Source organism: Pseudoclavibacter sp. RFBJ3 (genome assembly GCF_002931375.1).
Taxonomy (GTDB): domain Bacteria; phylum Actinomycetota; class Actinomycetes; order Actinomycetales; family Microbacteriaceae; genus Pseudoclavibacter.
Window position 1 is genome coordinate 32,240 of sequence record NZ_PSXZ01000007.1, and the last position, 24,483, is coordinate 56,722.

The 24,483-nt window shown below is 68.9% G+C and carries 22 protein-coding genes; 1 reads left to right on the forward strand and 21 read right to left on the reverse strand.

From position 1 onward, the window contains the following. Positions 1-31 precede the first annotated feature (31 nt). The 4 genes from C5E07_RS09225 to C5E07_RS09240 all read right to left on the reverse strand — a co-directional run bounded on the left by C5E07_RS09225 (position 32) and on the right by C5E07_RS09240 (position 2,996). Entirely contained in the window at positions 32-1,513 is a 1,482-nt protein-coding gene (locus C5E07_RS09225; protein ID WP_104299231.1) for a S1C family serine protease, read from the reverse strand. A gap of 69 nt (positions 1,514-1,582) precedes the next feature. Further along, positions 1,583-1,879, reverse strand: coding sequence for a hypothetical protein (locus tag C5E07_RS09230; RefSeq protein WP_104299232.1), 297 nt, complete (start codon positions 1,877-1,879; stop codon positions 1,583-1,585). Beyond that, the gene (locus tag C5E07_RS09235; RefSeq protein ID WP_146080222.1) at positions 1,876-2,451 is read right to left on the reverse strand and encodes a hypothetical protein; all 576 of its coding nucleotides are present in this window, start codon (positions 2,449-2,451) and stop codon (positions 1,876-1,878) included. Before C5E07_RS09235 ends, C5E07_RS09230 begins: the two co-directional genes overlap by 4 nt. After that, positions 2,448-2,996 (reverse strand): RNA polymerase sigma factor, encoded by a 549-nt coding sequence (locus C5E07_RS09240; RefSeq protein ID WP_104242263.1) that lies wholly within the window; start codon positions 2,994-2,996, stop codon positions 2,448-2,450. The genes C5E07_RS09235 and C5E07_RS09240 overlap by 4 nt, the downstream gene beginning before the upstream one ends. Positions 2,997-3,230: 234 nt before the next feature. On the opposite strand from C5E07_RS09240, the gene C5E07_RS09245 reads away from it, so the two are divergent. Then, entirely contained in the window at positions 3,231-4,733 is a 1,503-nt protein-coding gene (locus C5E07_RS09245) for an APC family permease (protein WP_104299234.1), read from the forward strand. 79 nt (positions 4,734-4,812) lie between these two features. On the opposite strand, the gene C5E07_RS09250 is transcribed toward C5E07_RS09245, so the two are convergent. From C5E07_RS09250 to C5E07_RS19465, 17 genes are all read right to left on the reverse strand, one after another. Beyond that, positions 4,813-6,264, reverse strand: coding sequence for a glyceraldehyde-3-phosphate dehydrogenase (locus C5E07_RS09250; protein WP_104242267.1), 1,452 nt, complete (start codon positions 6,262-6,264; stop codon positions 4,813-4,815). A 199-nt stretch (positions 6,265-6,463) separates the two neighbouring features. Then, a complete protein-coding gene (gene der / locus C5E07_RS09255; protein ID WP_104242269.1) occupies positions 6,464-8,011 on the reverse strand; it encodes a ribosome biogenesis GTPase Der in 1,548 nt (515 codons plus the stop codon). Next, positions 8,004-8,795, reverse strand: a complete 792-nt coding sequence (gene cmk, locus C5E07_RS09260; protein ID WP_104299241.1) for a (d)CMP kinase — start codon at positions 8,793-8,795, stop codon at positions 8,004-8,006. The genes der and cmk overlap by 8 nt, the downstream gene beginning before the upstream one ends. Beyond that, positions 8,792-9,886, reverse strand: a complete 1,095-nt coding sequence (locus tag C5E07_RS09265) for a prephenate dehydrogenase (RefSeq protein WP_104299235.1) — start codon at positions 9,884-9,886, stop codon at positions 8,792-8,794. The genes cmk and C5E07_RS09265 overlap by 4 nt, the downstream gene beginning before the upstream one ends. Continuing rightward, positions 9,883-10,788 carry a pseudouridine synthase gene (locus C5E07_RS09270; protein WP_104242308.1) on the reverse strand — a complete coding sequence of 302 codons (906 nt, stop codon included), beginning with the start codon at positions 10,786-10,788 and terminating at the stop codon, positions 9,883-9,885. The genes C5E07_RS09265 and C5E07_RS09270 overlap by 4 nt, the downstream gene beginning before the upstream one ends. A 103-nt stretch (positions 10,789-10,891) precedes the next feature. Beyond that, entirely contained in the window at positions 10,892-11,488 is a 597-nt protein-coding gene (gene scpB / locus C5E07_RS09275) for an SMC-Scp complex subunit ScpB (protein ID WP_104242273.1), read from the reverse strand. Next, positions 11,481-12,347, reverse strand: a complete 867-nt coding sequence (locus C5E07_RS09280; protein ID WP_374953200.1) for a segregation and condensation protein A — start codon at positions 12,345-12,347, stop codon at positions 11,481-11,483. The genes scpB and C5E07_RS09280 overlap by 8 nt, the downstream gene beginning before the upstream one ends. Beyond that, positions 12,331-13,203, reverse strand: a complete 873-nt coding sequence (locus C5E07_RS09285; protein ID WP_104242275.1) for a ParA family protein — start codon at positions 13,201-13,203, stop codon at positions 12,331-12,333. The genes C5E07_RS09280 and C5E07_RS09285 overlap by 17 nt, the downstream gene beginning before the upstream one ends. Beyond that, positions 13,200-14,162, reverse strand: coding sequence for a site-specific tyrosine recombinase XerD (gene xerD, locus C5E07_RS09290; RefSeq protein WP_104299237.1), 963 nt, complete (start codon positions 14,160-14,162; stop codon positions 13,200-13,202). The genes C5E07_RS09285 and xerD overlap by 4 nt, the downstream gene beginning before the upstream one ends. An 11-nt stretch (positions 14,163-14,173) precedes the next feature. Continuing rightward, positions 14,174-14,818 carry an NUDIX hydrolase gene (locus tag C5E07_RS09295; protein WP_104242279.1) on the reverse strand — a complete coding sequence of 215 codons (645 nt, stop codon included), beginning with the start codon at positions 14,816-14,818 and terminating at the stop codon, positions 14,174-14,176. Then, the gene (locus C5E07_RS09300; RefSeq protein ID WP_258063840.1) at positions 14,815-16,536 is read right to left on the reverse strand and encodes a CTP synthase; all 1,722 of its coding nucleotides are present in this window, start codon (positions 16,534-16,536) and stop codon (positions 14,815-14,817) included. The genes C5E07_RS09295 and C5E07_RS09300 overlap by 4 nt, the downstream gene beginning before the upstream one ends. Before the next feature lie 11 nt (positions 16,537-16,547). After that, positions 16,548-18,296 carry a DNA repair protein RecN gene (gene recN / locus C5E07_RS09305; protein ID WP_104299243.1) on the reverse strand — a complete coding sequence of 583 codons (1,749 nt, stop codon included), beginning with the start codon at positions 18,294-18,296 and terminating at the stop codon, positions 16,548-16,550. Beyond that, complete coding sequence (locus C5E07_RS09310) at positions 18,293-19,216, reverse strand: NAD kinase (protein ID WP_104242281.1); 924 nt, start codon at positions 19,214-19,216, stop codon at positions 18,293-18,295. Before C5E07_RS09310 ends, recN begins: the two co-directional genes overlap by 4 nt. Then, the gene (locus tag C5E07_RS09315) at positions 19,213-20,094 is read right to left on the reverse strand and encodes a TlyA family RNA methyltransferase (RefSeq protein WP_258063842.1); all 882 of its coding nucleotides are present in this window, start codon (positions 20,092-20,094) and stop codon (positions 19,213-19,215) included. The genes C5E07_RS09310 and C5E07_RS09315 overlap by 4 nt, the downstream gene beginning before the upstream one ends. After that, positions 20,091-20,264, reverse strand: a complete 174-nt coding sequence (locus C5E07_RS19460) for a hypothetical protein (RefSeq protein WP_181057897.1) — start codon at positions 20,262-20,264, stop codon at positions 20,091-20,093. Before C5E07_RS19460 ends, C5E07_RS09315 begins: the two co-directional genes overlap by 4 nt. Continuing rightward, complete coding sequence (locus C5E07_RS09320) at positions 20,261-21,298, reverse strand: HAD-IIA family hydrolase (RefSeq protein ID WP_104299238.1); 1,038 nt, start codon at positions 21,296-21,298, stop codon at positions 20,261-20,263. The genes C5E07_RS19460 and C5E07_RS09320 overlap by 4 nt, the downstream gene beginning before the upstream one ends. Positions 21,299-21,478: 180 nt before the next feature. After that, complete coding sequence (locus tag C5E07_RS19465; RefSeq protein ID WP_104299239.1) at positions 21,479-24,205, reverse strand: primosomal protein; 2,727 nt, start codon at positions 24,203-24,205, stop codon at positions 21,479-21,481. Positions 24,206-24,483 lie beyond the last annotated feature (278 nt).

Below are 24,483 nucleotides of genomic sequence, written 5' to 3' on the forward strand. Positions count from 1 at the left end.
GGAGGCGTCGCCGTTCCTGCCGCTACTGCCGCTACTGCCCGAGCTTGCCCACCGTGACTCGGACCGTCTGCTCCTGGCCGCCGCGCATGAGCACGGCTTCGACCTGCGTTCCCGGCTCGAGGGCACGGATCTGGGCCGTCAGGTCCGTCGAGCTGGAGACTCGGTGCCCACCGAACGAGGTGATCACGTCACCGGCCTGGATGCCGGCCTGCGCCGCGGGGCCCCCTGCGGTGAGCTGCGTCACGTAGGCCCCGGCCATGCTCGAGTCGGCCGCGGTCGGGTCGCTGACGCTCGCTCCGAGGAATCCGTGCGAGACGGCGCCGCTCGAGATGAGCTGCTCCGCCACCCGCTTCACGAGGTTCGAGGGCAGCGAGAAGCCGACGCCGATGTTGCCGGATGCGCTGCCGCTGCTGCTGCCGGCGCCAGCGATCGCCACGTTGATGCCGATGAGGGCGCCGTCCTGGTTGACCAGCGCACCACCGGAATTGCCCGGGTTGATGGCGGCATCGGTCTGGATGACCGGGAGAGCAACGGAGGACGACCCCTGGGTGCTCGTCTGCCCCTCGGACGAGTTCGGGTCGCCGCGCCAGAAATTGTACGGGCTGTCTTCCTGGGTGCCGTCAGACTGGACCTCCTCCGGAACCGCGGAGGAGCTGACGAGGATGCCACGGTCGAGGGCGCTCACGACGCCCTCGGTCACCGAGTCGGAGAGCCCGAGCGGAGCGCCGATGGCCACGGCGACATCGCCCACATTGAGCGAGTCGGAGTCGGCGAACGTGATGGGGGTCAGCGACGTGTCCTCGACCTTGATGATCGCGAGATCGAGCACAGGGTCGCCGGCGACGAGGGTCGCAGGCAGCAGGCGGCCGTCGCTCGTCTGGACCGAGAGCTCGGCGTTGCCCGTTGCGCCGTCGATCGTCGCGACATGGTTGTTCGTGACGATGTACCCGGAACCGTCGACGACGACACCGGAGCCGCTCGCCCCCGTCTGACCGGAGGATGCGGAGATCGTGACGACGCTCGGGGAGGCCACCGCGGCGATGCTCGTCACGAGCGTCGCGTCCTGCGGGTTGTTGACCGTGATCGACTGCGAGCTGGACGAGCCCGCGGCCACCTGGGACGAGCCGAAGCCGCCGACGACGGCTCCGCCAACGCCGCCACCGACGACGCCACCGACAAGGAGGCCCGCGGTGAGGAGCGCGACCGTGCCGAAGCGGCGCTTGCGGGGCTTCGGTACCTGCGCCGTTGCCGGCGACCCTGCCGGGCCGAAGCTGTTCGACGGGTACTCGGCGCCCGCGTAGTCCGGGGTCGAGTACTGGGGCGCCGAGTAGTCCTGGTACTGGGGTGCCTGGTAGCCGGCCGGCGCGTACTGGCCGGGCTGGTACGGGCCGGAGGAGTACTGCGGCGCGAAGGCGTGCGACTGCGAGGACGAGGAGGGCTGCTGAGCGGAGGACTCGAGGTGCGGCTTGGCGCCGTCCTGCGGGTTCGTTTCCGGGAAGGAGGGGGTGGACATGTGTGGTTCCTTTCGACACCACTGAGCATCCAACCCGGGGCTATGGCCTTCCTATGGCGAAGCTGTGGCTCAGCTTCGACCCGCGAGCGCGTGCACCCTGATCCGCACCTGCACCAGAGATCCGGGCGGGAGCACGGTGAGCGCAGCCGCCTTGATGCGCTCGGCGAGGCCTTCCAGGATCTGCGCCTGCGGGGCGGACGCCTCGACCCGCACCCGGACGGCCACGGTCGTGGCGTCGCCCGACGTGCCGACCTCCACGTGCAGCGATCCGAGATGGATGCTCGTGATGGGCAGTAGCTCCACCACCCCGGGGGCACCGATGGTCGCCGCCTCGACGGCTTCGGCGATACGCTCGCGGTCGATCATTCGGCGCTCCTCACGTCGGCGATGACGATGTCGATGCCGGTGACCTGCAGGGTCGTGTGGACGGCGAGCGCCTCGGCGATCGCCTCCCGAACGCGGTCGGCCAGCGGATGCAGCGGTCTCAAGCCCAGAACCGTGACGGAGACCGTGAGGTGCACGGGCGCACCTGGCTCCGTCACCTCGCCGTCGAGCACGCAACGACCGATCAGGACGCCGTCCAGGGCATCGCCCGTGCGCCGGACGATCTCGCGCACGACGCCCTCGCTCTGCGAGAACTCGTACTCGGGCTCGACCGAGGTGAGCGGAATCTCGCGGCCTGCACGAGCATCCATCGCGATGCCACGCAGCATCGACTGCAGCCACGCTCCGCTCGGCCCTGGTGTCGCTGCCGACTCGGCTTCGATGAGGTCGTGGGAGGCGCGTGTGACGCGTTCGAGGGCTTCGAGCGCTCGCTCGCACTCCGGGTCGCTCTCGATGTCGGCGTTGTAGGGCACGCGACCGGCTTCCAGATACTCGGAGAGCTGCGTGAGGGTGTACCCCGCCGCGCCGATGGTGGGTTCGTCGTCTTCGCTCATGCCCATTCCTCCATTCCCCGCAGCAGCGCGAGCCTGGCCCGCGACAGGGCCCCTCGCACCGTCGAGGTGTTCGTTTCGAGCTGTTCGGCGATCTCGGCGTAGGTGAAACCCGCCGTCTCCTTCAGGACCCAGCACTGCCGCTGGAGCTCGGGGAGCGTGCCGAGAATTCGGGATGCAGTATCGAGCTTTGCGTTCAGCTCGAGCTGGGCCGACGGCCCGAGCTCCTTCGCGGCGGGTGCCACGACGTCGTCGATGTCCTGCTCGAACTTCCGCTTCCTGAGCAGGTCGGTCGCCTTGCGAGCCGCGATCTGCACAAGCCAGGCGCGCACGGCACTGGGCTCGCGGAGGAGGTCGAGTCGCTTCCAGGCGACGATGCAGGCGTCCTGCACCGCATCTTCGGCGTCGGCGCGGGACGAGAGCAGTCGGATCGCGGTGGCGATCATGAGCCCCCAGTGGCGACGGATGAGCACCTCGAACGCGCGCTGGTCACCGTCTCTGGCGCGGGCGACGAGCAACGCGTCCGGCGCCTCGGCGAGGTCAGGCATGGCCCCTCCTTCGCGAAAGCCAGTGGACCGGGCGGCTCCACTCGCGAGCAACCCTATGACACCGATCCTCGCCGCTTCCTGCCAATGCCTGGCACCCGGGGAGACCGACGACGAAAGCGGCGAATTCGAGCGTCGACCATCGTGTTTCCAACAGGTAAACTCCACTCGCGCGCGCGTGCCCACGCGCGCTTGCAACAATCCTGGGGGAACTCCTTGAGCTTTTTCGAAAGCCTGATGCGCACGAAGAGCATCGAGGCATCACTTGCGGACTCGCACTCCGAGGGACGGTCGCTCAAGCGCTCCCTCGGCGTGTGGGACCTCGCCATCATGGGCGTCGCCGTTGCCGTCGGCGCCGGCATCTTCTCCGTCGGAGCGAAGGCGGCCGCCAACAACGCCGGCCCCTCGATCACGATCGGCTTCCTCCTGGCGGCGGTCACGTGCGGTCTCGCGATCATGGCGTACGCCGAGTTCGCGTCGTCGGTGCCCGTCGCCGGCTCCGCCTACACATTCACGTACGCGACGCTCGGAGAGCTGCTCGCGTGGATCATCGGCTGGGACCTCATCCTCGAGATGCTCTCCGCCTCCGCCGTCATCGCCAGCTACTGGGGCGTGTACCTGCAGGAGGTCGTCAACATCTGGGGCTGGGACATCCCGCCGAAGCTCAGCATCTTCGGGCTCTTCGAGCTGAACTGGGCCGCGTTCTTCATCGTCGCCGTCCTCACGACGCTGCTCGCGCTCGGCACCAAGCTGTCCTCTCGCGTCAGCGCGGTCCTGACGATCCTGAAGGTCGCGACCGTGCTCTTCGTCATCATCGTCGGCGCCTTCTTCGTCAACATGAAGAACTACACGCCGTTCATCCCGCCGTCCCAGCCCGCGCAGGACTCGGGAGCGGATGCGTGGCACCAGTCGCTGTTCTCCTTCATGTCCGGTGCTGAGCCGAGCATGTACGGCGTCTTCGGCCTCCTCGCCGGCGCTTCCATCGTGTTCTTCGCGTTCATCGGGTTCGACGTCGTCGCGACCAGCGCGGAAGAGGTCAAGAACCCCAAGAAGAACCTGCCCCGCGGCATCTTCCTCGGCCTCGCCATCGTCACCGTGCTCTACCTCTCGGTGAGCCTCGTCATCACGGGCATGGTGTCCTACACCGACCTCGCGGCCTCCGAGACCCCGTCGCTCGCGACGGCATTCGTGCTCGTCGGGGCCGACTGGGCCGCCCAGATCATCTCGATCAGCATCCTCCTCGGCTTCACGACCGTCATCCTCGTGCTCCTCATGGGCCTCGCCCGAGTGCTGTTCTCGATGAGCCGCGACGGGCTGCTCCCCCGCTCGTGGAGCATCACGAGCGAGAAGCGCAAGACGCCGATCCGCCTGCAGATCGGCGTCGGCGTCGCGGTCGCGCTGCTCGCTGGGCTCACGAACGTCGACTGGCTCGAGGAGATGATCAACATCGGCACGCTCTCCGCGTTCGTGCTCGTGAGCCTCTCCATCCTCGTGCTGCGCAAGAAGTACCCGAACCGTGAACTGGCCTACCGCATGCCGTGGTCGCCGTTCCTGCCGATCCTCTCGGCGGTGCTGTGCTTCTGGCTCATGCTCAACCTCTCGACGCTCACCTGGCTGCGCTTCGCCATCTGGCTCGTCATCGGCCTCGCGATCTACTTCCTCTACAGCCGCCGCAACTCGCGCCTCGGCAAGGAGCAGCACTCGCTCGCCGACAAGCTGGGCTCCGGAGAGCTGAAGTAGCCGGTCCCTGCTCGCAGAGACGGCCCCCGTCCACCTTCCGGTGGACGGGGGCCGTATCGCTGCGTGACGCGGCGTGGAGCTAGATCTGCGACAGCTCCTTGCGGTGCGGCACGATCGGGGGCTGCACGCCACCCAGCTGCTCGATGATGCGCACCACCTGGGTGGAGTAGCCGAACTCGTTGTCGTACCAGACGTAGAGCACGAGGTTCTTGCCCTCGGCGATGGTCGCGAGCCCATCGACGATGCCGGCCCGGGTCGTGCCCACGAAGTCCGTGGAGACGACCTCGCTCGACTCGATGTAGTCGATCTGCTGACGGAGGACGGAGCTGAGCGAGATCTGACGGAGGAAGTCGTTCACCTCGCCGCGAGTCGTCGGACGCTCGAGCGTGAGGTTGAGCACGGCCATGGAGACGTCCGGCGTAGGGACGCGGATGGCGTTGCCGGTGAGCTTGCCCTCGAAGTGCGGGAGCGCCTTCGCGACTGCCTTCGCCGCGCCGGTCTCCGTGATGACCATGTTGAGTCCCGCGGCGCGTCCGCGGCGGTCTCCCTTGTGGAAGTTGTCGATGAGGTTCTGGTCGTTGGTGAACGAGTGCACCGTCTCGACGTGTCCGTGCACGACCCCGTATCGCTCGTCGATGACCTTGAGGACGGGCGTGATGGCATTGGTCGTGCAGGATGCTGCCGAGAGAATTCGGTCGTCGTCCGTGATGCCGGCGTTGTTGATGCCGTAGACGATGTTCTTGAGCTTGCCCTTGCCCGGCGCCGTCAGCAGCACCCGACGCACGCCGGGGCTCTGCAGGTGCTGCGCGAGGCCCTCGGCGTCGCGCCAGCGGCCCGTGTTGTCGACGACGATGGCGTCCCGGATCCCGTACGAGGCGTAGTCCACGGTGGCCGGGTCGTTCGAGTAGATGACCTTGATGACGGTGCCGTTGGCCTGGATCGTCGAGGCTGCCTGGTCGACGGAGATCGACCCCGCGAAGGCGCCGTGCACGGAGTCGCGTCGCAGGAGGCTCGCCCGCTTCTCGAGGTCGTTGTCGCTGCCCTTGCGCACGACGATGGCCCGGAGGCGCAGCCCGCGTCCGGTGCCGGCGTGCGAGATGATGATGCGGGCGAGCAGGCGGCCGATGCGACCGAATCCGTAGAGGACGACGTCGGCGCCGGAGTCCGGCGAGCCGGTGCCGATGACCTCGAGGAGCTGATTCGCGAGGAAGGTGTCGAGGTCCTCGGCCTGGGCCGCGAATCGGGTCGCGAGCTCGCCGAGATCGATCGAGGCGGTGCCGAGGTCGAACTCCTGCAGCCGCTCGAGGATGGGCAGCGTCGCGTCCAGCGACAGCTCGACGTCGTTGATGCGGCGCGCGAAGCGGTGCGCCTTGATGATGTCGATCGCGGAGAGGTTGATGAGCCGGTGACCGTAGATGGAGGTCACGACGTTGCGGGTGCGGTAGAGGTTCCCGATGAGCGGGATCATCCGCTCGGCGATGCCGACTTTCTCCAGCCACTCGTGCTGCGTCTTCTCGGACTTTTCCATCATCGAATGGGACCCCTCAACGTCGAAAGTTCACGCCTGACAGCCAGGCTCACGAAAAATCCTACGGTTCTGCGCTGCCTGACGTGCGGGAATCCGGGTCAAGGGGCACGCCCGTATTCACGATGAAGAAAAAAGGGCCGAATTTGCCACGAGGGGCCCGTCCCGCGACTGCGGAACGGACCCCTCGGCGCTGGCGGACTCGCTAGCTGCGCTTCGCCCGCTTCTCGCGGACACGCATGTTCGTGATGATCGGCGAGCCCTCGAAGCCATACACCTCGCGGAGTCGACGCTGGATGAAACGACGGTAGCCCGGGTCGAGGAAGCCGGTCGTGAAGAGCACGAATGTCGGCGGACGCGTCTGCGCCTGTGTGCCGAACAGGATGCGCGGCTGCTTGCCGCCACGGAGCGGGTGCGGGAACTCCGCCGTGAGCTCCGCGAGGAACGCGTTGAACTTGCCCGTGGGGATGCGCGTGTCCCACGAGTCGAGGGCCAGCTCAAGGGCCGGCACGAGCTTCTCGAGGTGGCGGCCGGTCTTCGCGGAGATGTTGACGCGCGGCGCCCAGGCGACGTGAGCGAGGTCGCGTTCGACCTCACGCTCGAGCTGCCAGCGACGTTCGTCGTCGAGCATGTCCCACTTGTTGAAGGCGAGCACGAGCGCGCGCCCGGATTCGAGCACCAGGTCGATGATGCGCAGGTCCTGCACGTTGACGGCCTCGGTCACGTCGAGGACGACGACGGCGACCTCGGCCTTCTCGAGGGCGGCCGTCGTGCGCAGCGAGGCGTAGAAGTCCGCGCCCTGCTGCAGGTGCACCCGACGGCGGATGCCCGCCGTGTCGACGAAGCGCCAGATCTTGCCGCCAAGCTCGACCTGCTCGTCGACGGGGTCGCGAGTGGTGCCGGCGAGGGAGTTGACGACGACACGCTCTTCGCCAGCGGCCTTGTTGAGGAGGCTCGACTTGCCGACGTTCGGTCGTCCCAGGATGGCGACGCGGCGGGGCCCGCCGATCTCCTCCTTCGCGACCTTGGAGACCTCGGGGAGGATCTCGATGACCTTGTCGAGGAGGTCGGCGACACCGCGTCCGTGGACTGCCGAGACCGGCCACGGCTCGCCGAGTCCGAGGCTCCACAGCTGCGCCGCGTTCGGCTCCTGGACGGCGTCGTCGACCTTGTTCGCGACGAGGATGACGGGCCGGTCCGTCTTGCGGAGCAGCTTCACGACGTGCTCGTCCGTGGCGGTGGGGCCGACGTTCGCGTCGACGACGAAGAGCACGGCGTCAGCGAGCTCGACGGCGATCTCCGCCTGCTGGGCGACCGACAGGTCGATGCCCTTCGCGTCGGGCTCCCACCCGCCGGTGTCGACGATCGTGTACCAGCGGTTGTTCCACTCGGCCTTGTACGAGACGCGGTCGCGGGTCACGCCTGGCGTGTCCTCGACGACGGCCTCGCGCCGGCCGATGATGCGGTTGACGAGCGCGCTCTTGCCGACGTTGGGTCGGCCGACGACCGCGAGCACGGGAAGCGCTGGCAGGTACGTGATGGCGTCGCCGTCCTCGGAGGCGCCGAGGAGCACCTCGAGGTCGTCTTCCTCGAGCTCGTAGTCGTCGAGGCTCTGGCGCAGCGCGTTGGTGCGCTGCTCGACGACGGATTCGTCGAGCCCCTCCAGGCGCGAGACGAGCTCCTCGCCTCCTGCTGCGTCGAACTCGTCTGAGGCCTGGGTGGCCTCGTCGTTGTTCCCTTGGTCGTCAGTCATCGTGACTCCTTCGTGTTGTCGTGTCTGACAGCGCGCTCGGGGCGGCTGCCAGCGACGGTGCTGTCGTCTGGTGCGAACCGGGCGCCGAGGCGACGATTCGCAGGAATTCCTCGACCGACTGCTCGAAATCGAGCCTCGTCGTGTCGAGCACCGTGACGCCGTCGGCGGCCTCGGTGAAGTTGGTGACCTTGGCGTCGCGGGCATCGCGCGCCGAGACGGACTCGGCCACGGCGGAGGCCGCCTCGCCTGCCTTCTCGCCGGCCCTGCGTGCGATGCGAACGGCCTCGTCCGCGGTCATGAGGATGCGCACGGGCGCATCCGTGGCCACGACCGTCGTGATGTCCCTGCCTTCGGCGATGATGCCGGCGGCTGCCGTCTCGGCCATGGTGCTCCGGAAGAGCGCCGTGAGGGCCGCACGGGCTTCTGGCACCCGGGATACTCGCCAGACCTCGCCGGAGATGGCGGTGTCGCGGATGTGCTCCGAGACATCGGTCTCGCCAACGCGAACCCAGCGCTCGTCCGGGCTCTGCGAGATGCGGTACTCGGCGATGAAGGTGGGAAGCAGGGCGACGATGGTCGCGGCGTCGTCGAGGTCGCAGCCCTGCTCGATGGCGAACCAGGTCAGCGCGCGGTACGCGGCGCCCGTGTCGAGGTAGCCGAAGCGGAGGCGCCTCGCGCTCTCGCGGCACACGCTGGACTTGCCCGACCCGGCGGGGCCGTCGACGGCGACGACAAGGGGGGCGACCGCGACGGAGGCGGCGAGCGGAGAGGCGGGCGCGCTCATGCGGCGATCCTCCACCCTCGCTGCTCGAGCTCTTCGACGAGCTTCGCCGTCGCCGATGGCACGACGGAGATGACGACGAGGCCCACGTTCGATGCCTGCGCGTGTTCCATCCGGAAGTCCTCGACGTTGACCTCCGCGTCGCCCACATCGCCCATGAGGCGTGCGAGCTGGCCTGGCTTGTCGTCGATCATGACCGTGACGGAGTCGAACTCGCGTCGCGAGGAGCCGTGCTTGCCTGGCAGGCGCGCGACGCCGGCGTTGCCGGTCGCGAGCTGTTCCGCGATGATGCGCCCGGAGCCGCGCTCCTGGCTGCGCTCGAGCGCTCCGGCGACCTTGTCGAGGTCGGCCTGCAGCTTGCGGAGCACCGCAGCAGTCGGGGCCGCGTTCGCGGTGAGGATCTGGGTCCACAGGACGGGGTCGCTCGAGGCGATCCTCGTGAGGTCTCGCAGGCCCTGGCCCGCGAGCGCGGTCGCGCCGTCCTCGTCGTCGACGAGGCGTGAGGCGAGCAGCGTGGAGACCAGCTGGGGGACGTGGGAGACGAGCGCAACGGCACGGTCGTGGTCGTGGGCCGTCATCGCGACGGGAGTCGCGCCGAGGTCGAGCGCAAGGCCTTCGACCTCCTGCAGCGCGAAGACGCTCGTCTGCTCGTGATGCGCGATGACCCACGGGCGTCCGACGAAGAGGTCGGCGCGGCCTGAGAGCGGCCCGCCCGTCTCGCGGCCGGCCATGGGGTGCGAGCCGAGGTACCGGCTGATGTCGGCTCCCCGAGCGACGAGCTCGGCGAGCGGTGCCGACTTCACGCTCGCGACGTCGGTCACGATGGCGTCCGGCCAGCGCTCGAGCTCGGCCGCGACGACCTGGCCCGTCACGTCAGGCGGCACGCAGACCACGACGATGCGGGGTGGCTCTCCCCCGGCAGCATCCGCCGCGGGGGTTCCCGCGCCGTAGTCGACCGCGAGCTGCAGCACCGACGGCGAGATATCGTCGAGCTGGACGTCGACGCCGAGCCTCCGGAGCCCGTGACCGACACTCGTGCCGAGCAGCCCGGCACCGACCACCCGCACCGGGGAGTTGGTTCGAGTTGGCGTCATCGACGACCTTTCGACTTGGCAGACGGCGTCTGCCGCGCGGTTCTCCCCTGCTTCGCCCCGCGCTCGGGGGCTGCTGACTGCGCGGGGGCGCCGCTCTCGCGCTGCTCACCGGCTCGCCGGGCGAGCTTCAGGATGCGGCCGAGTTCCAGTGTAGTGAACTCGCGCATCTCCCCCTCGCGCAGCGTGCCGAGATTCAACGGCCCGAAGCTCCTGCGCACGAGCGCGCTGACGGGGTGCCCGACCTCTTCGAGCATGCGACGCACGATGCGGTTGCGGCCGGAGTGCAGCACGATCTCGACGAGCGAGGCCGTGTGACTCGGCTGATCGGCGAGCAGCCTCGCGCTGTCGGCCTTGATGAAGCCGTCCTCGAGCTCGAATCCCTGGCGAAGGCGCTGCAAGGCCTTCGCGGACACGCGTCCCTCGACGCGGGCGATGTACGTCTTCTCCACGCCGAAGGACGGGTGCGCGAGCACGTGCGCGAGTTCCCCGTCGTTCGTGAGGATCAGCAGGCCGCTCGTGTCGATGTCGAGCCTGCCGACGTTGTAGACCCGCTCCTCGAATTCGCTCGTGAACTCGCGAAGGTCAGGGCGGCCCTGCTCGTCGCGCATCGTCGAGACGACCCCGGTGGGCTTGTTCAGGAGGACGTAGCGCTTGCTCGGGTCGAGCTGGATGGGGGTGCCATCCACCGCGACCTCGTCACGGTCCGGGAAGACGCGGCTGCCGAGCTCGGTCACGACGACCCCGTTGACCTCGATGCGTCCCTGCGTGATGTACTGCTCGCAGACACGACGGGAGGCGACGCCTGCCGCCGCGAGCGCCTTCTGCAGACGGACGCCGTCGTTGCGCTCTTCCACCGGAGCGACCTCGCGGCCGGGCAGCGGGATGTCGGCGAAGTCGTCCATCGAGTAGCCGCCTTCTGGTCGCGCCTGCGCAGCCTGGCGGAGCGCCGCGGCTTCGTCGGCGGTGCGGTCGGCGTCGCTGTGGCGCGGTGCGCGCCCTCGCTGATCACTCATGGAATCCGTCCTGTCCTTCGTCGAGCAGAGGTGAAATCTTTGGCAGCTCGTCGAGCGAGTTGAGTCCCAGGTGCACCAGAAGCGCCTGGGTCGTGACGTAGCGAATGGCCCCGGTCACGTCGTCGTGGCCGTCTTCTGCGATGAGGCCACGTGCTACCAGAGTACGCACCACCGAGTCGACGTTCACAGCGCGGACCTGCGCCACCTGCGAACGGGTGATGGGCTGACGGTAGGCGATGACGGCGAGCGTCTCGAGCGCGGCCTGCGAGAGCCTCGACGGCTGGCGGGTGAGCACGAAGTCGGCGACGATGTCGTCGAGCGTCTCGCGCACGTAGAGCCGCCATCCCCCGCCCACCTCGCGCAGCTCGAAGCCGCGCTCCGGCCCGCCGAGGTCGCCGTTGTAGTCGGCGACGAGCCGGCCGATGGATGCTCGGACGTCGGAGACGGGGCGGCTGACCGCGCCGGCGATGGTCACGAGCGACAGCGGCTCGTCGGCGACGAAGAGGATCGCCTCGACGGCGCGGTCGAGCTCGACGCTTGGCTGCTCGCCCGGATCGGAGGGCTGCTCGGTCGCGGTGAGGTCAGTCATCGTCGTCTCCGAGGCTCGAGAGCTGCGCCGCATCCCAGTCCTGCGCGTCCCACTGCACGATGAGCTCGCCGAGCGGGGTCTCCTGCTCGAAGCTCAACGCGGCCCTGCGGTACAGCTCCAGGAGGGCCAGGAAGCGGGCGATGACCACACCGCGAGCGCTGGCGTCAGCGACGAGCTCCCGGAAGGTGCGCGGTTCGCCGTCCTGGAGGACCGCGACGAGGATGCGGGCCTGCTCCCGGATGCTCACCTTGGGGGCGTGGAGGTGGGTGAGGCCGACGGTCGGGATCTCTCGTGGCGCGAGCGCGAGCGTCGCGAGCGCGGCGAAGTCAGCGGCGGACAGCGTCCAGACGAGCTCCGGGATGCGCTCTCGGAACTTCGCCTCCAGGGGCACGGCACGAGTCGTACGCTGCCCCTCGACGCCGAGCGCCGCCGCGAACCATGCGGAGACCTCCTTGAACGCCTTGTACTGCAGGAGGCGCGCGAACAGGAGGTCTCGTGCCTCGAGGATCGCCACGTCCTCCGCATCCACGTACTCGCCCTGCGGAAGCAGGCTGACGATCTTCATGTCGAGCAGCGTCGCCGCGACGACGATGAACTCGCTTGCCCGATCGAGCTCCTCCGGCGTCGACAGGTCGTTCAGGTACCCGATGAACTCGCTCGTGACGCGGCTGAGCGACACCTCGGTGATGTCCATCTCGTGCTTCGAGATGAGCGTCAGCAGGAGATCGAACGGGCCTTCGAAGTTGCTGAGGGAGACACGGAAGTCCGCGTCCGGGGCCGCCTCGATGTCGGCGGCGGCCGAGCTCCCTTGCCTGGCCGGGGTGGCCCGTGCGGTCAGCGTGCTAGGCGACGGCGCCACGTTCGACCAACTCGCGCGCGAGCTGGTGGTAGGCCTTCGCCGCGGTGTGCTCTGGAGCGAAACTGACGATGGGCACGCCGGCGACGGAGGCATCGGGGAACTTCACCGTGCGGCCGATGACCGTGTCGAAGACGCGGTCGCCGAACGCCTCGTAGACGCGGTCGAGCACCTCGCGCGAGTGCAGCGTGCGGCCGTCGTACATGGTGGGCAGGATGCCGTCGAGCTCGAGCGAGGGGTTGAGACGGTCGCGCACCTTGTCGACGGTCTCGACGAGCAACGCGACGCCGCGGAGCGCGAAGTACTCGCACTCGAGCGGAATGATCACGCCGTGGCTCGCGGTGAGCGCGTTGACCGTGAGGAGTCCGAGGGAGGGCTGGCAGTCGACGATGATGACGTCGTACTCGCTCGAGACCTTGCGCAGCACACTCGCGAGGATCTGCTCGCGCGCGACCTCGGTGACGAGGTGCACCTCCGCCGCCGAGAGGTCGATGTTCGCGGGCATCACGTCGAGGCCCGGGAAGGCCGTCGGCTGGATGACCTCGTGCGGGTCCTTGACCGTGCCGATGAGCAGGTCGTAGACCGTCGGGGCGTCGTAGGTGCGAATGCCGAGGCCCGCGCTCAGCGCACCCTGCGGGTCGAAGTCGACGGCGAGCACACGGCGGCCATAGAGCGCGAGCGAGGCGCCGAGGTTGATGCTCGTCGTGGTCTTCCCGACGCCACCCTTCTGGTTGCACATCGAGATGATGCGCGCAGGGCCGTGGTCGTCGAGTTCCTCTGGCACGTCGAAGTGGTTATAGAGTCGCGTCGACACCGCGCTTGCGCTGCGGGGAGTGGATTCGATGGTCTCTTCGCTCATGACCTCTGCATCCTATCCCCGGCCTGGCCTCCGCCGAGGGTGGCGCGCGGATGGCTCGTCGCGTAGACGTCCCGGAGCGTGTCGGCCGTCACGAGCGTGTAGATCTGCGTCGTCGAGACGGAGGCGTGGCCGAGGAGCTCCTGCACGACACGCACGTCCGCCCCACCCTCGAGCAGGTGCGTCGCGAACGAGTGGCGGAGGGTGTGCGGGGAGACGCGCCCGGCGAGGTCCGCCCGCGCTGCGATCGCGTCGAGCAGGTTGAAGGCGCTCTGCCGGGAGAGCCGCGCACCGCGCGTGCCGAGGAACAGCGCAGGGGTTGCGCTCCCCCGCGAGGAGAGCTCGCGTCTCGCTCGAACGAGGTAGCGGTCGAGGGCTCGCTGCGCGAAGCTGCCGACCGGCACGATGCGCTGCTTGTTGCCCTTGCCCCGCACCCGGAGGATGCCGGGCTCGAGCAGGTCATCGACGTTGAGGTCGACGAGTTCGGAGATGCGCGCGCCGCTCGCGTAGAGGAGCTCGACGAGCGCGGTGTCGCGCATCGCCTCGAGCGTCTCGCCGTCTGCTGCCTGCAGCAGCCGCTCCACCTCGGCCACGGTGAGCGCCTTCGGGAGCCGGGATGGCAGCTTCGGCGCGCGCACCCGCGCGGTGGCGTCCACGTCGAGCACGCCCTCGTCGAGCAGGAACCGGTGGAAGCCGCGCACCGAGGACAGCGTCCTCGAGATGGAGGAGGCGGCCAGCTGCTCGCCGTCGCGCAGGTGCGCGAGGAAGGCGGTGACGTCCTCGGGCTTCGCGGCCGCGACCGGGCCGCGGTCACCCTGCTCGAGCCAGTCGAGGTACTTGACGAGGTCTCGCCGGTAGGCCCCGAGGCTGTTGGCGGAGAGGCCGCGCTCGATCGTCAGATGCCTGAGGTAGGTGTCGAGGCGGGCCGCGTCCGACGTGGCCTCGCCTGGATCCGCGGCCATGGGCTGGCCGACTACTCTGGGCGCCCCGGCGAGCGGGTCGGCCAGGCCGCATCCGCGGGGCGGAGCGTCGAGAAGGAGCGCTCCTTCGCGAGGTGGAGCGCCATGACGCCCGAGACGACGAACGGGTTCTGCACGGAGCCGTCGAGGACGGCCTCGAGCGCGTCGGGAAGCGCAACCCAGCGCTGCTCGAGCTCCGCCTCCTCACCGGTGCGATCGAACGCCTCCGGAGTGGCCGAGAGACCGCGGGCGAGGTAGACGCGCACGTTCTCGCTGCTGCCCCCCGGCGAGGTGTACTGGTCGAGCAGCACGTCCCAGCGGTCCGCGAGCAGGTCGACCTCCTCGCCGAGCTCGCGCTTCGCGGCGTCGAGCGGGTCCTCGCCGGGCGCGTCGAGGAGTCCTGCCGGCAGCTCCCAGTCGCGCCGCCCGACCGGGTGACGGTACTGGCGGATGAAGAGGATGCGGTCGGCGTCGTCGAGCACGAGCACTGCGACCGCGCCCGTGTGCGACATGAACTCCCGCGTCAGCACCTCTCCGCCGAAACGGAACCGCTCGCGGACGATGTCCCAGACGGCGCCGCGGAAGACGACGCTCGACTCGAGCACCGTGTCTTCCGCGACCGCGTCGGCGAAGGGCCCCGATTCAGCGGACGAGGTCACTGCTGGACCTGGTCCACGTCCTGCACGCTCTCCTCGACGTCGACGAGACGACCGGAACGCTGACGCTCGAGGCCGGCGGCGACGAGGCCGGAGAACAGCGGGTGCGCGTTGTTGGGGCGCGACTTGAGCTCGGGGTGCGCCTGCGTGGCCACGTAGAACGGGTGCACCTCGCGAGGCAGCTCGACGTACTCGACGAGCGTGCCGTCCGGTGAGAGTCCCGAGAAGTGGAGACCCGCATCCGAGATCTGATCGCGGTACGCGTTGTTCACCTCGTAGCGGTGACGGTGGCGCTCCTCGACGAGGGTCGAGCCGTAGAGCTCGGCGATGATGGAGCCCTCGTCGAGAGCTGCCGGGTAGGACCCGAGGCGCATCGTGCCGCCGAGGTCGCCGGTCTCGATGATGTCGACCTGCTCGGCCATGGTCGCGATGACGGGGTTCGGCGTCTCCGGGTCGAACTCGGACGAGCTCGCGTCGGTGATGCCGACGACGTTGCGCGCGTACTCGATGACCATGCACTGCATGCCGAGGCACAACCCGAGCGTGGGGATGCCGTTGTCGCGAGCGAAGCGCAGGGCGCCGAGCTTGCCCTCGATGCCGCGGATGCCGAAGCCGCCTGGCACGCAGATCGCGTCGACGTCGCTCAGCTGTGCTGCGGAGCCCTCTGCCGTCTCGCACTCGTCGGATGGGATCCAGCGCAGCTTGACGCGCGTCTGGTTCGCGAAGCCGCCGGCCCGCAGCGCCTCGGTCACGGACAGGTAGGCGTCGGGGAGGTCGATGTACTTGCCGACCAGGCCGACCGTGATCTGGTGCTTCGGCTGGTGGACGACCTCGAGCAGTCGCTCCCAGGCGCTCCACTCGATGGGCTCGGCGGGGAGCTTGAGCTGCTCGATGATGTACTCGTCGAGCCCCTGCTCGCGCAGGACGCGGGGGATGTCGTAGATCGACGGCAGGTCGATGGTGTTCACGACCGCGCGCTCCGGCACGTCGCACATGAGGGCGATCTTGCGCTTGTTGCTCTCGGTCACGGGGCGGTCGCTGCGCAGCACGAGCGCGTCCGGCTGGATCCCCGCGGAGCGGAGAGCCGCGACCGAGTGCTGGGTCGGCTTGGTCTTCTGCTCGCCTGAGGCTCCCATGAACGGGACGAGCGAGACGTGCACGAAGAACACGTTGTCGCGTCCGAGCTCGTGGCGCAGCTGGCGGGCCGACTCGATGAAGGGCTGCGACTCGATGTCGCCGATCGTGCCGCCGACCTCGGTGATGATGACGTCGGGGCGAGGCTCCTCGCTGGCCTGGAGGCGCATGCGTCGCTTGATCTCGTCGGTGATGTGCGGGATCACCTGGACCGTGTCGCCCAGGTACTCGCCGCGGCGCTCCTTGGCGATGACGCTCGAGTAGATCTGCCCGGTCGTGACGTTGGCCGACTGCGCGAGGTCGACGTCGAGGAAGCGCTCGTAGTGGCCGATGTCGAGGTCGGTCTCAGCCCCGTCGTTGGTGACGAACACCTCGCCGTGCTGGAACGGGTTCATGGTGCCCGGGTCGACGTTGAGGTAAGGGTCGAGCTTCTGCATGACGACGCGCAGGCCTCGGGCCCTGAGGAGGTTGCCCAAGCTGGCAGCGGTCAAGCCCTTGCCGAGAGAGGAGACCACGCCCCCGGTCACATAGATCTGCTTGACAACGGCCTGGTCGTTTCCCGCAACTGGGATATCTGCGCTAGTCACGGAATTCCATATTAGCCGACGGACCGCGATCCGTCTGCGCCTGACGCTGTGCGATTCGCCGCGGCGAGCTCCAGCAGCTCCTCTGCGTGGGCGTTCCCGGTCTCGCTGGAGGAGAGTCCCGACAGGAGCCTGGCGATCTCCTGCGTCCGGTCCGCACCGCTGATCTGGCGGATGCTGGAGGTCGTGAACTGTCCGTCGCTCGACTTCTCGATGCTGATGTGGTTGTCCGAGAACGCAGCGACCTGCGCCAGGTGCGTGACGACGATGACCTGAGCGTTCGCGGAGAGCCGCTGCAGGCGGCGCCCGATCTCGATCGCCGCGGACCCGCCGACGCCGGCGTCGACCTCGTCGAACACGAGGGTCGGCACCGAGCTCACGTCCGCCAGCACGACCTCGAGCGCGAGCATGACGCGGGAGAGCTCGCCGCCGGACGCGCCCTTGCCGAGCGGGGCCGGCTCGGTTCCCGGATGCGGACGGAGCATGAAGGCGACCCGGTCGCCGCCGTGGGCGGCGATCTCGTCGAGCGGGGTGATGGCCACGGTGAGCTGGGCTGCCGGCATGGCGAGCGCGTGGAGCTCCTCTGTGACCCGCTCCTCGAGCACCGCAGCCGTCGCGGTCCGGAGTTCCGTGAGGCGCGCAGCCGCGGCGGCGAGCGCCTCCTCCGCCTCGGCGATCTGCGCCTCGAGCTGCTGGATGCGCGTCGAGTCGTTCTCGAGTTCCAGCAGCTGGATGCCCGCTTGGGAGCCGAGCTCGATCACGTCGTCGAGCGTCGGTCCGTAGGTGCGCGTGAGGCTCGTGAGCAGCGTGAGCCGCTCGTTGAGCTCCGCCAGTTCACCGCTTCCCTCGGCTTCGAGTCCGTCGAGGTAGCCGGCGAGGCGCAGGCCGAGCTCGTCGATTGCGAACGAGATGTCGGCCGCCGCCTGTCCGAGCTCACCCAGTGCGGGGTCGCTCGCTGTCGCGCTGTCGATGAGGGCCCGCACCTGCGAGACCAGCTCGGTGGAGCTCGCACCGCCCTGTCCACCGAATCCTGTGGAGCTGTCACCGGCGAGGAGCTCGTGCGCCTGGCCGACGTCGCGCCGGAGCGCCTCGAGGTTGGAGAGCCGCTCGATGCGGGCGAGGAGCGTCACGTCCTCCCCCGCCTGCGGCTCGGCCGGCTCGATGTCGGCGAGTGCCCGACGCAGTCGGGCGGCTTCGAGCTCGCGCTCGGCCTCAGCATCGCTCAGCGTCTGCAGCTCGGCGCGCAGCTCGCCCCGGCGAACATGCGCCTCGCGAACCGTGGTGCGTGCGCCGCGCAGCTCGGCGCCGCCGAACGCATCCAGCGCGGCACGCTGCGCTCCCTCGCTGCGAAGCCGCCACTGGTCGCTCTGCCCGTGCACCACGACAAGGCGCTCTCCGAGGTCGGCGAGGATCGAGGCTGGCACCCCGCGCCCGCCGAGCCAGGCTCGGCTCCGACCCTCCGCGCTCACCTGGCGGGCCACGAGGAGCTCGTCGTTCTCGTCGAGCTCTGCGCCCGCGTCTGCCGCGAGGCGCGCTGCGGCACTGTCGGCGTCGAGCTGCCAGCGCCCCTCCACGACTGCCTTGCTCGCGCCCGATCGCACCGCGTCCGCGGAGGCGCGCCCGCCGCGGAGCAGGCCGAGCGCCGTGACGATCATGGTCTTTCCCGCGCCGGTCTCACCCGTGATCGCGGTGAAGCCGGGGCCGAGGGGAAGCTCGGCGCGTTCGATGACGCCGAGGCCGGAGATATCGATGTCAAGAATCATGCGCGTGCGGGTCCTCGCCATCCTGAAGTCGGGAGTTGGAACTTTTCGACAAGTCGTTTGCTGAACGGCGCGCTGTGGAGTCGCGCCAGACGGATCGGGGCGCCTCCCCGTGTTGCCGTCACGCGGGAGCCCGCCGTGAGGTCGTACGTGCGTCGCCCGTCGCACCACAGCACACCCGGCGTGCCGGTGCGGGGGATGATCTCCACGGCGAGCGTCGAGCTCGGGCCGACGACGATGGGCCTCGCGAAGAGGGCGTGCGCGCTGATCGGCACGAGCAGCAGCGCTTCGACCGTCGGCCACACGATGGGGCCGCCCGCCGAGAACGAGTAGGCGGTGGAGCCGGTCGGCGTCGAGAAGATCGCGCCGTCGGCGCCGAAGCTGAGCAGCGGCTGCCCGTCGACCTCGAGAACCAGCTCGAGCATCCGCTCACGGCTGGCTTTCTCGATGGATGCCTCGTTGAGGGCCCAGGTCTCGTAGACGGTCTGGCCGCCGAGCGTGACCCGGACGTCGAGCGTCATCCGCTCCTCGACCTCGTAGTCGCGATCGAGGGCTCGTCCGACAGCGTCCGCGAGCGAGTCTCGCTCGCTCTCGGCGAGGAAGCCGACGTGACCGAGGTTGACCCCCAGAATCGGGACCCCGGCATCGCGCACCAGCTCGGCGGCACGCAGGATGGTGCCGTCGCCCCCGAGCACGATGGCGATCTCGACTTCGTCGGCCGCGAGCTGATCGCCGAGCGCCATGGTCGTCCGGGGCACCCGGTTCCTGTCGAGGCGCAGCAGCTCGCGGTGCGTCGACGGCTCGAGCACGGGAACCACGCCGGCATCGTCGAGCAGCTGCAGCACCGTCATGGCCGCCTCGATGGCGTCTTCGCGTGCGACATGGCTGACGACGAGGATCCGCCGCTTCGAGTTTCCGCTCATCGATCTGCCTCCAAGTCCTCCGCTTCGACGATGGCTCGCCGCAGAGTGTCGAGTCTGTCAGCATCCGCTGGACTCGAGCCTCTCGACGTGCGGAAGACCGCGACGAATTCCGAGTTCCCGTGCGTTCCCACGATGGGAGACGGCCGCAGGGAGACGAGCTCGAGCCCGCAGTCGGCGGCTTCCACGAGCACCCGCTCGAGTGCGGGCGCGACCAGCCTGCGGTCGTGGACGATGCCGCCCTTCACGCCCGTCCGCCCGACCTCGAACTGCGGCTTGATGAGCAGCACGGCGTCGACGACCCCGGGCGCCATCGCCAGGATGGGCGCGATGACCTTGGTCAGGGAGATGAACGAGAGGTCACCAACGACGAGGTCGATATCGGCGGAGCGCACGGGCGATTCCGCTGCCACGAGCAGTTCGTCGAGCTGCTGGGCGTCGACGAACCGGGCGTTGACGCCTTCCAGGTTCGAGACGCGAGGATCTTCGCGCACCGACGGCGCCAGCTGGTCGTGCCCGACGTCGAGTGCCACGACGTGACGTGCGCCGCGAGAGAGCAGCACCTGTGTGAAGCCGCCGGTGGATGCACCCACGTCAAGCGCCACTCGACCAGTGGGATCGAGCGTCGGCACCGCGTCGAGACCCGCGACGAGCTTGTGCGCGGCTCGCGAGACGAAGTCGTCTCCCCCAGCGATCGTCAGCTCGTCGTGGTCGGCGACGCGGAGGCCCGTCTTGCTCGCCTGCACACCGTTCACGGACACCAGCCCGGCCTCGATGAGGCGTGCCGCGGCCGTGCGGCTGCGCGCGAGCCCACGGTGGGTGAGCTCGGTGTCGAGGCGCTTGAGCGGCCCTCCCTCGGGCGTCGTGATCGGACCGTTCACGCGCTGTCCCCGTCGAAGAGCTCCACGGGAGTGCTCTCCAGGAGCTCCCCCAGCTGCTGGTGCAGCTGCGAGAACTCGGCCGCGCGCTCCGAGACGGGCAGAGACGCGATTCGATCGAGCTCGGAGGCGAGCTCCGTGTCGTCGGCGGCCCCGCCTGGGTCGATGCTCATGACGCGAGTTCCGAGTACAGCACCTCCGGCACCCGGAGCGCGTAGATGAGCTTCTCCGAAGCCGCGATCGCTGCGCAGCCAGCACGCAGGAGGTTGATGGGCGAGGAGCCGGCGCGGTCGACGATGACGTCGATGCCACGCACTGTGACCTGCGCGTCTCCGACGCGCGCGACGGCCACCTCGGCCTGTGGACGCTCGCTGACGACCTTCGGGTACGGCTGCGAGAGCTCGCGAAGGTCGCTCAAGATGAAGTCGGGACGCTGACCAGGGGGCGCCGCGATGAGCTGCTTGGGGCGGTCGACGCCCGTGAGCACGAACGCCGAGGTCATGCCGGCGTTCGAGGCACCCTTGATGTCGGTGTCGAGTCGGTCGCCGATGAACAGCGCCTTCTTCGCGTCGAAGCGGCGCACCGCCTCGTCGAAGATCGCCTTCTCCGGCTTCCCGGCGACGAGCGGCAGCTTCTGCACCGCCGTGTGCACGGCCGACACCAGCGTTCCGTTGCCCGGGGCGATGCCGCGAGCGACAGGGATCGTCCAGTCCTGATTCGTCGCGACCCACGGGATGTCGCGCGCGAGCGCGAACGAGGCCTCCGCGAGGTGCTCCCAGCCGACGTGCGGCGCGAAGCCCTGGATGACTGCGTCGGGTTCGTCGTCCGCGGATCGCGTCACGCGGAATCCACCCTTGGCGAGCTCGTCGATGAGACCGTCCCCACCGACGACGAGCACAAGCGCGCCGGGGGCTACCTGGTCAGCCAGGAGACGCACCGCCGCCTGCGGACTCGTCACGACGTCCTCGGCCGTCAGCGTGAGCCCCAGCTCGCGCAGATGCTGCGCGACCTGCTCATCCGTGCGGGAGGCATTGTTCGTGATGTACCCAGAGCGGAGACCGGACGCGGCGAGCGCGTTCAGGCTCTCCACCGCGTAGGGCACCGGGTTCGGTCCGCGGTAGACGACGCCATCCAGGTCCGCCAGCACCACGTCCACGCCGTCGAGCGGGGAAGGTCCGGTTCCGGTGCTCTTCTTGAACAAAGCCATCAGGATCTCTCGTCTCTCTCAGCTCGTCGGCTTCGGCAGCCTGACTCTTGGGATCTTGGCGTCGGCCCAGGCAGGATCAACGCGATTCGCGCACTTCGCGCGAGGTGCAGGCACAGCGGGCGCTGCGGGCCCCGCAGGCGGGCGCGGGGCGGCGGAGTGGATCCGCCGCCCCGCATCCGATCACAGGTCGAAGAGGGGCTCGGGCTCGTCGCCCTTGCGCTTCTTCTCCTCGTCTTCGTCGTCGTTCTCGTCGTCGCTGGTCTCGGCGTCGCTGTCATCAGCGTCCGATGCAGCATCGGCAGGCGCGGCGTCAGCGTCTGACTCCGATGCGACCTCGGCCTCAGCAGGTGCCGGGACGACATCGAGCTCGACGTCGACGGCAACAGGCGCGCTCTCGTGCTCGTCGATGTCGTGCTCGTCGATCGCGAGTTCCTGGGCATCCTCGGCAGCGGCGACGATCTCGTCAGCCTCTTCCTGGACCTCATCCAGCGCCTCGGCTTCGGCGACGATCTCGTCCGCCTCTTCCTCGACCTCGGCGACCAGTTCGTCGTCGAGCACGGCAGCGGCTTCGTCGATGACATCGGCCTCAGCCGCAGCCTCCGATTCGGGCTCAGCTGCAACCGTGTCACCGGCCGCCGCGAGCAGCTCATCTACCTCGGCTTCGAGGTCGTCCTCGTCACGCGAGTACTCCGCGGCCTCGGATGCTTCGCCATCTGCGACGCTTCCCGAGCCTTCGACAGCGCTCGTCGAGCCTTCGCCCGTGATCTCGGTCTCGGTCTCGGCTGCGATCCCGTCCTCGTCGATCTCGTCCTCCTCGAGAGGGGGGAACTCGCCTTCGGTGACGACTTCGATGGTCTCGTGCTCGTCGTGCTTGACGGCGTCGAGAGCATCCTGCGCCCTGGTGGCGAGGGCCGTCCAGCGCTCGGCTTCTGCGGTGCGCTCGAGTTCCTCGAGCACGGTCGCGTAGGCGGCGAACAAGGCCGGGCTGTACGAGTAGGCGCGCTTCGGGTCGAGCTGCGGGATCTCGAGTTCAGCAAGCGCGAGGTCGGCGGCGCCCTGATCGAGACGCGCACCGGACATGGCGATGGCGACCTGGACCAGTTCGGCCGGGCCGAGCCCCGTGCGGTCGGCGGCGCGACCGAGCTCGAGGGCCCGGTCCGGCCGGCCGAGGCCGCGCTCGCTGTCGATCATGAGCGCCAGCTGGTCTTCCTTGCCGCTGATGCGACGGTAGGTGCGCAGCTCGCGGAGTGCCAGCGCGTAGTCGCCGATCGTGTACGCCGTGATGGCGAGGGTCTCGCGCACCATGGCGATACGCCCGCCGCGGCGTGCCGCCGAGACGGCATGCTGATGGGCGAGCTCGGGATCGCTGTCGATCAGCACCGATGCCATCACGAGGTGCCTGGCGACGAATTCCTGGTTGGTCGCCTCGAGCGTCTTGAGCTCGTTGCGGGCGCCCTTGGGGAGATCCGACTCGCTGACCTCGTCGGGAACGATGGGGTCGATGTGCTCTGCCCGAACCGGGCGGAGCTCACGTGCGAGCAGCTCCTCCTCGGTCAGCTCCGGACGCTCAGGCACTGGACGTCCGCGGCCGCCAGAGAAGCCGCGATCGTCGCGTCCGCCACGGCTGTCGCCACGGGGACCGGATGAACGACGCTCGCCGTCACGGGGAGGGTAGGACTTCCGCTCGCCACGGTTGTCATCACGGGGCGTGTAGGTCTTGCGCTCACCATCACGAGGCGGGTACGACTTGCGCTCGCCACGGTTGTCATCACGAGGCGCGTAGGACTTCCGCTCACCACGGTTGTCATCACGAGGCGCGTACGACTTTCGCTCGCCGTCGCGGGGCGGGAACGACTTGCGCTCGCCGCGGTCGTCGCGGGAGTTGTAGGGACGACGCTCCCCGTCACGAGGCGGGTACGACTTGCGCTCGCCACGGCTGTCATCGCGAGGAGGGTACGACTTCCGCTCACCACGGTTGTCGTCACGGGGCGCGTAGGACTTGCGCTCACCATCACGAGGCGGGTACGACTTGCGCTCACCACGGCTGTCATCACGAGGCGCGTAGGACTTGCGCTCGCCGCGGCTGTCGTCACGGGGCGCGTAGGACTTCCGCTCACCATCACGAGGTGCGTAGGACTTCCGCTCGCCGTCACGAGGCGCGTAGGACTTCCGCTCGCCACGGTTGTCATCACGCGGTGCGTACGACTTCCGCTCACCGTCGCGAGGCGGGAACGACTTGCGCTCGCCACGGTCATCGCGGGAGTTGTAGGGACGACGCTCACCGTCACGAGGCGGGTACGACTTGCGCTCGCCACGGCTGTCGTCGCGTGGTGCGTAGGACCTCCGCTCGCCGTCGCGGGGAGGGTACGACTTGCGCTCGCCGCGGTTGTCATCACGGGGGGCGTAGGACTTCCGCTCACCATCGCGGGGCGCGTACGACTTGCGCTCGCCACGGCTGTCGTCGCGTGGTGCGTAGGACCTCCGCTCGCCGTCGCGGGGAGGGTACGACTTGCGCTCGCCGCGGTTGTCATCACGGGGGGCGTAGGACTTCCGCTCACCATCGCGGGGCGCGTACGACTTTCGCTCACCACGGTTGTCATCACGCGGTGGGTATGACTTTCGCTCACCACGGTTGTCATCACGGGGGGCGTAGGACTTCCGCTCACCATCGCGGGGCGCGTACGACTTGCGCTCGCCGCGCTGGGCATCGTCACGGTTGTTGTAGCTGCGTCGTTCTCCCTGGTTGCGGTCGCCGCCGCCTGCGTAGGGCTTGCGGTCGCCGAACTGCTTGCGGTCGCCGCCGCGGGAGTTCGCATCCCGTCGCCCATCCTGGCCGCTGCGTTCCTGGCGGTTGCCTGACCCGCGTTCGTTGCTCGGGTTTCGCCGCTCGTTGTCGTTTGCGTCCATGAATAGCTCCTCGGGATGCGCTGTCGAATTGTTGTCATGCTTGTCTGAATGCGCCTCACCTTGGACGCTTGCGTCGCCACCCAGCCTACGTCACAGCGCTCCGGAGCTCAGGGACGTGCCCTGTGCTGCCATCGGGGTGCTTCGGCGCTGCGTTGTATTGTCGCGGTTGGTGGCGAATGAAAAAAGCCGGGGTTGGTCATCGAGGAGCATCTCTGCTCACTCAACAACCAACCCCGGCTTATGAAGAAGTCCGGCGGTGACCTACTCTCCCACAGGGT

Bases quoted from the DNA above. Each gene is read 5' to 3' on its own strand.
- C5E07_RS09250 (WP_104242267.1), bottom strand. From the start codon at position 6,264: ATGATGGAAAAGTCCGAGAAGACGCAGCACGAGTGGCTGGAGAAAGTC.
- C5E07_RS09225 (WP_104299231.1), bottom strand. From the start codon at position 1,513: ATGTCCACCCCCTCCTTCCCGGAAACGAACCCGCAGGACGGCGCCAAG.
- scpB (WP_104242273.1), bottom strand. From the start codon at position 11,488: ATGACTGACCTCACCGCGACCGAGCAGCCCTCCGATCCGGGCGAGCAG.
- C5E07_RS09270 (WP_104242308.1), bottom strand. From the start codon at position 10,788: ATGGACGACTTCGCCGACATCCCGCTGCCCGGCCGCGAGGTCGCTCCG.
- C5E07_RS09320 (WP_104299238.1), bottom strand. From the start codon at position 21,298: ATGGCTTTGTTCAAGAAGAGCACCGGAACCGGACCTTCCCCGCTCGAC.
- recN (WP_104299243.1), bottom strand. From the start codon at position 18,296: ATGATTCTTGACATCGATATCTCCGGCCTCGGCGTCATCGAACGCGCC.
- C5E07_RS09245 (WP_104299234.1), top strand. From the start codon at position 3,231: ATGCGCACGAAGAGCATCGAGGCATCACTTGCGGACTCGCACTCCGAG.
- C5E07_RS09235 (WP_146080222.1), bottom strand. From the start codon at position 2,451: ATGAGCGAAGACGACGAACCCACCATCGGCGCGGCGGGGTACACCCTC.
- C5E07_RS09230 (WP_104299232.1), bottom strand. From the start codon at position 1,879: ATGATCGACCGCGAGCGTATCGCCGAAGCCGTCGAGGCGGCGACCATC.
- C5E07_RS09265 (WP_104299235.1), bottom strand. From the start codon at position 9,886: ATGACGCCAACTCGAACCAACTCCCCGGTGCGGGTGGTCGGTGCCGGG.
- C5E07_RS19465 (WP_104299239.1), bottom strand. From the start codon at position 24,205: ATGGACGCAAACGACAACGAGCGGCGAAACCCGAGCAACGAACGCGGG.
- C5E07_RS09310 (WP_104242281.1), bottom strand. From the start codon at position 19,216: ATGAGCGGAAACTCGAAGCGGCGGATCCTCGTCGTCAGCCATGTCGCA.
- C5E07_RS19460 (WP_181057897.1), bottom strand. From the start codon at position 20,264: ATGAGCATCGACCCAGGCGGGGCCGCCGACGACACGGAGCTCGCCTCC.
- C5E07_RS09240 (WP_104242263.1), bottom strand. From the start codon at position 2,996: ATGCCTGACCTCGCCGAGGCGCCGGACGCGTTGCTCGTCGCCCGCGCC.
- xerD (WP_104299237.1), bottom strand. From the start codon at position 14,162: ATGGCCGCGGATCCAGGCGAGGCCACGTCGGACGCGGCCCGCCTCGAC.
- der (WP_104242269.1), bottom strand. From the start codon at position 8,011: ATGACTGACGACCAAGGGAACAACGACGAGGCCACCCAGGCCTCAGAC.
- C5E07_RS09285 (WP_104242275.1), bottom strand. From the start codon at position 13,203: ATGAGCGAAGAGACCATCGAATCCACTCCCCGCAGCGCAAGCGCGGTG.
- cmk (WP_104299241.1), bottom strand. From the start codon at position 8,795: ATGAGCGCGCCCGCCTCTCCGCTCGCCGCCTCCGTCGCGGTCGCCCCC.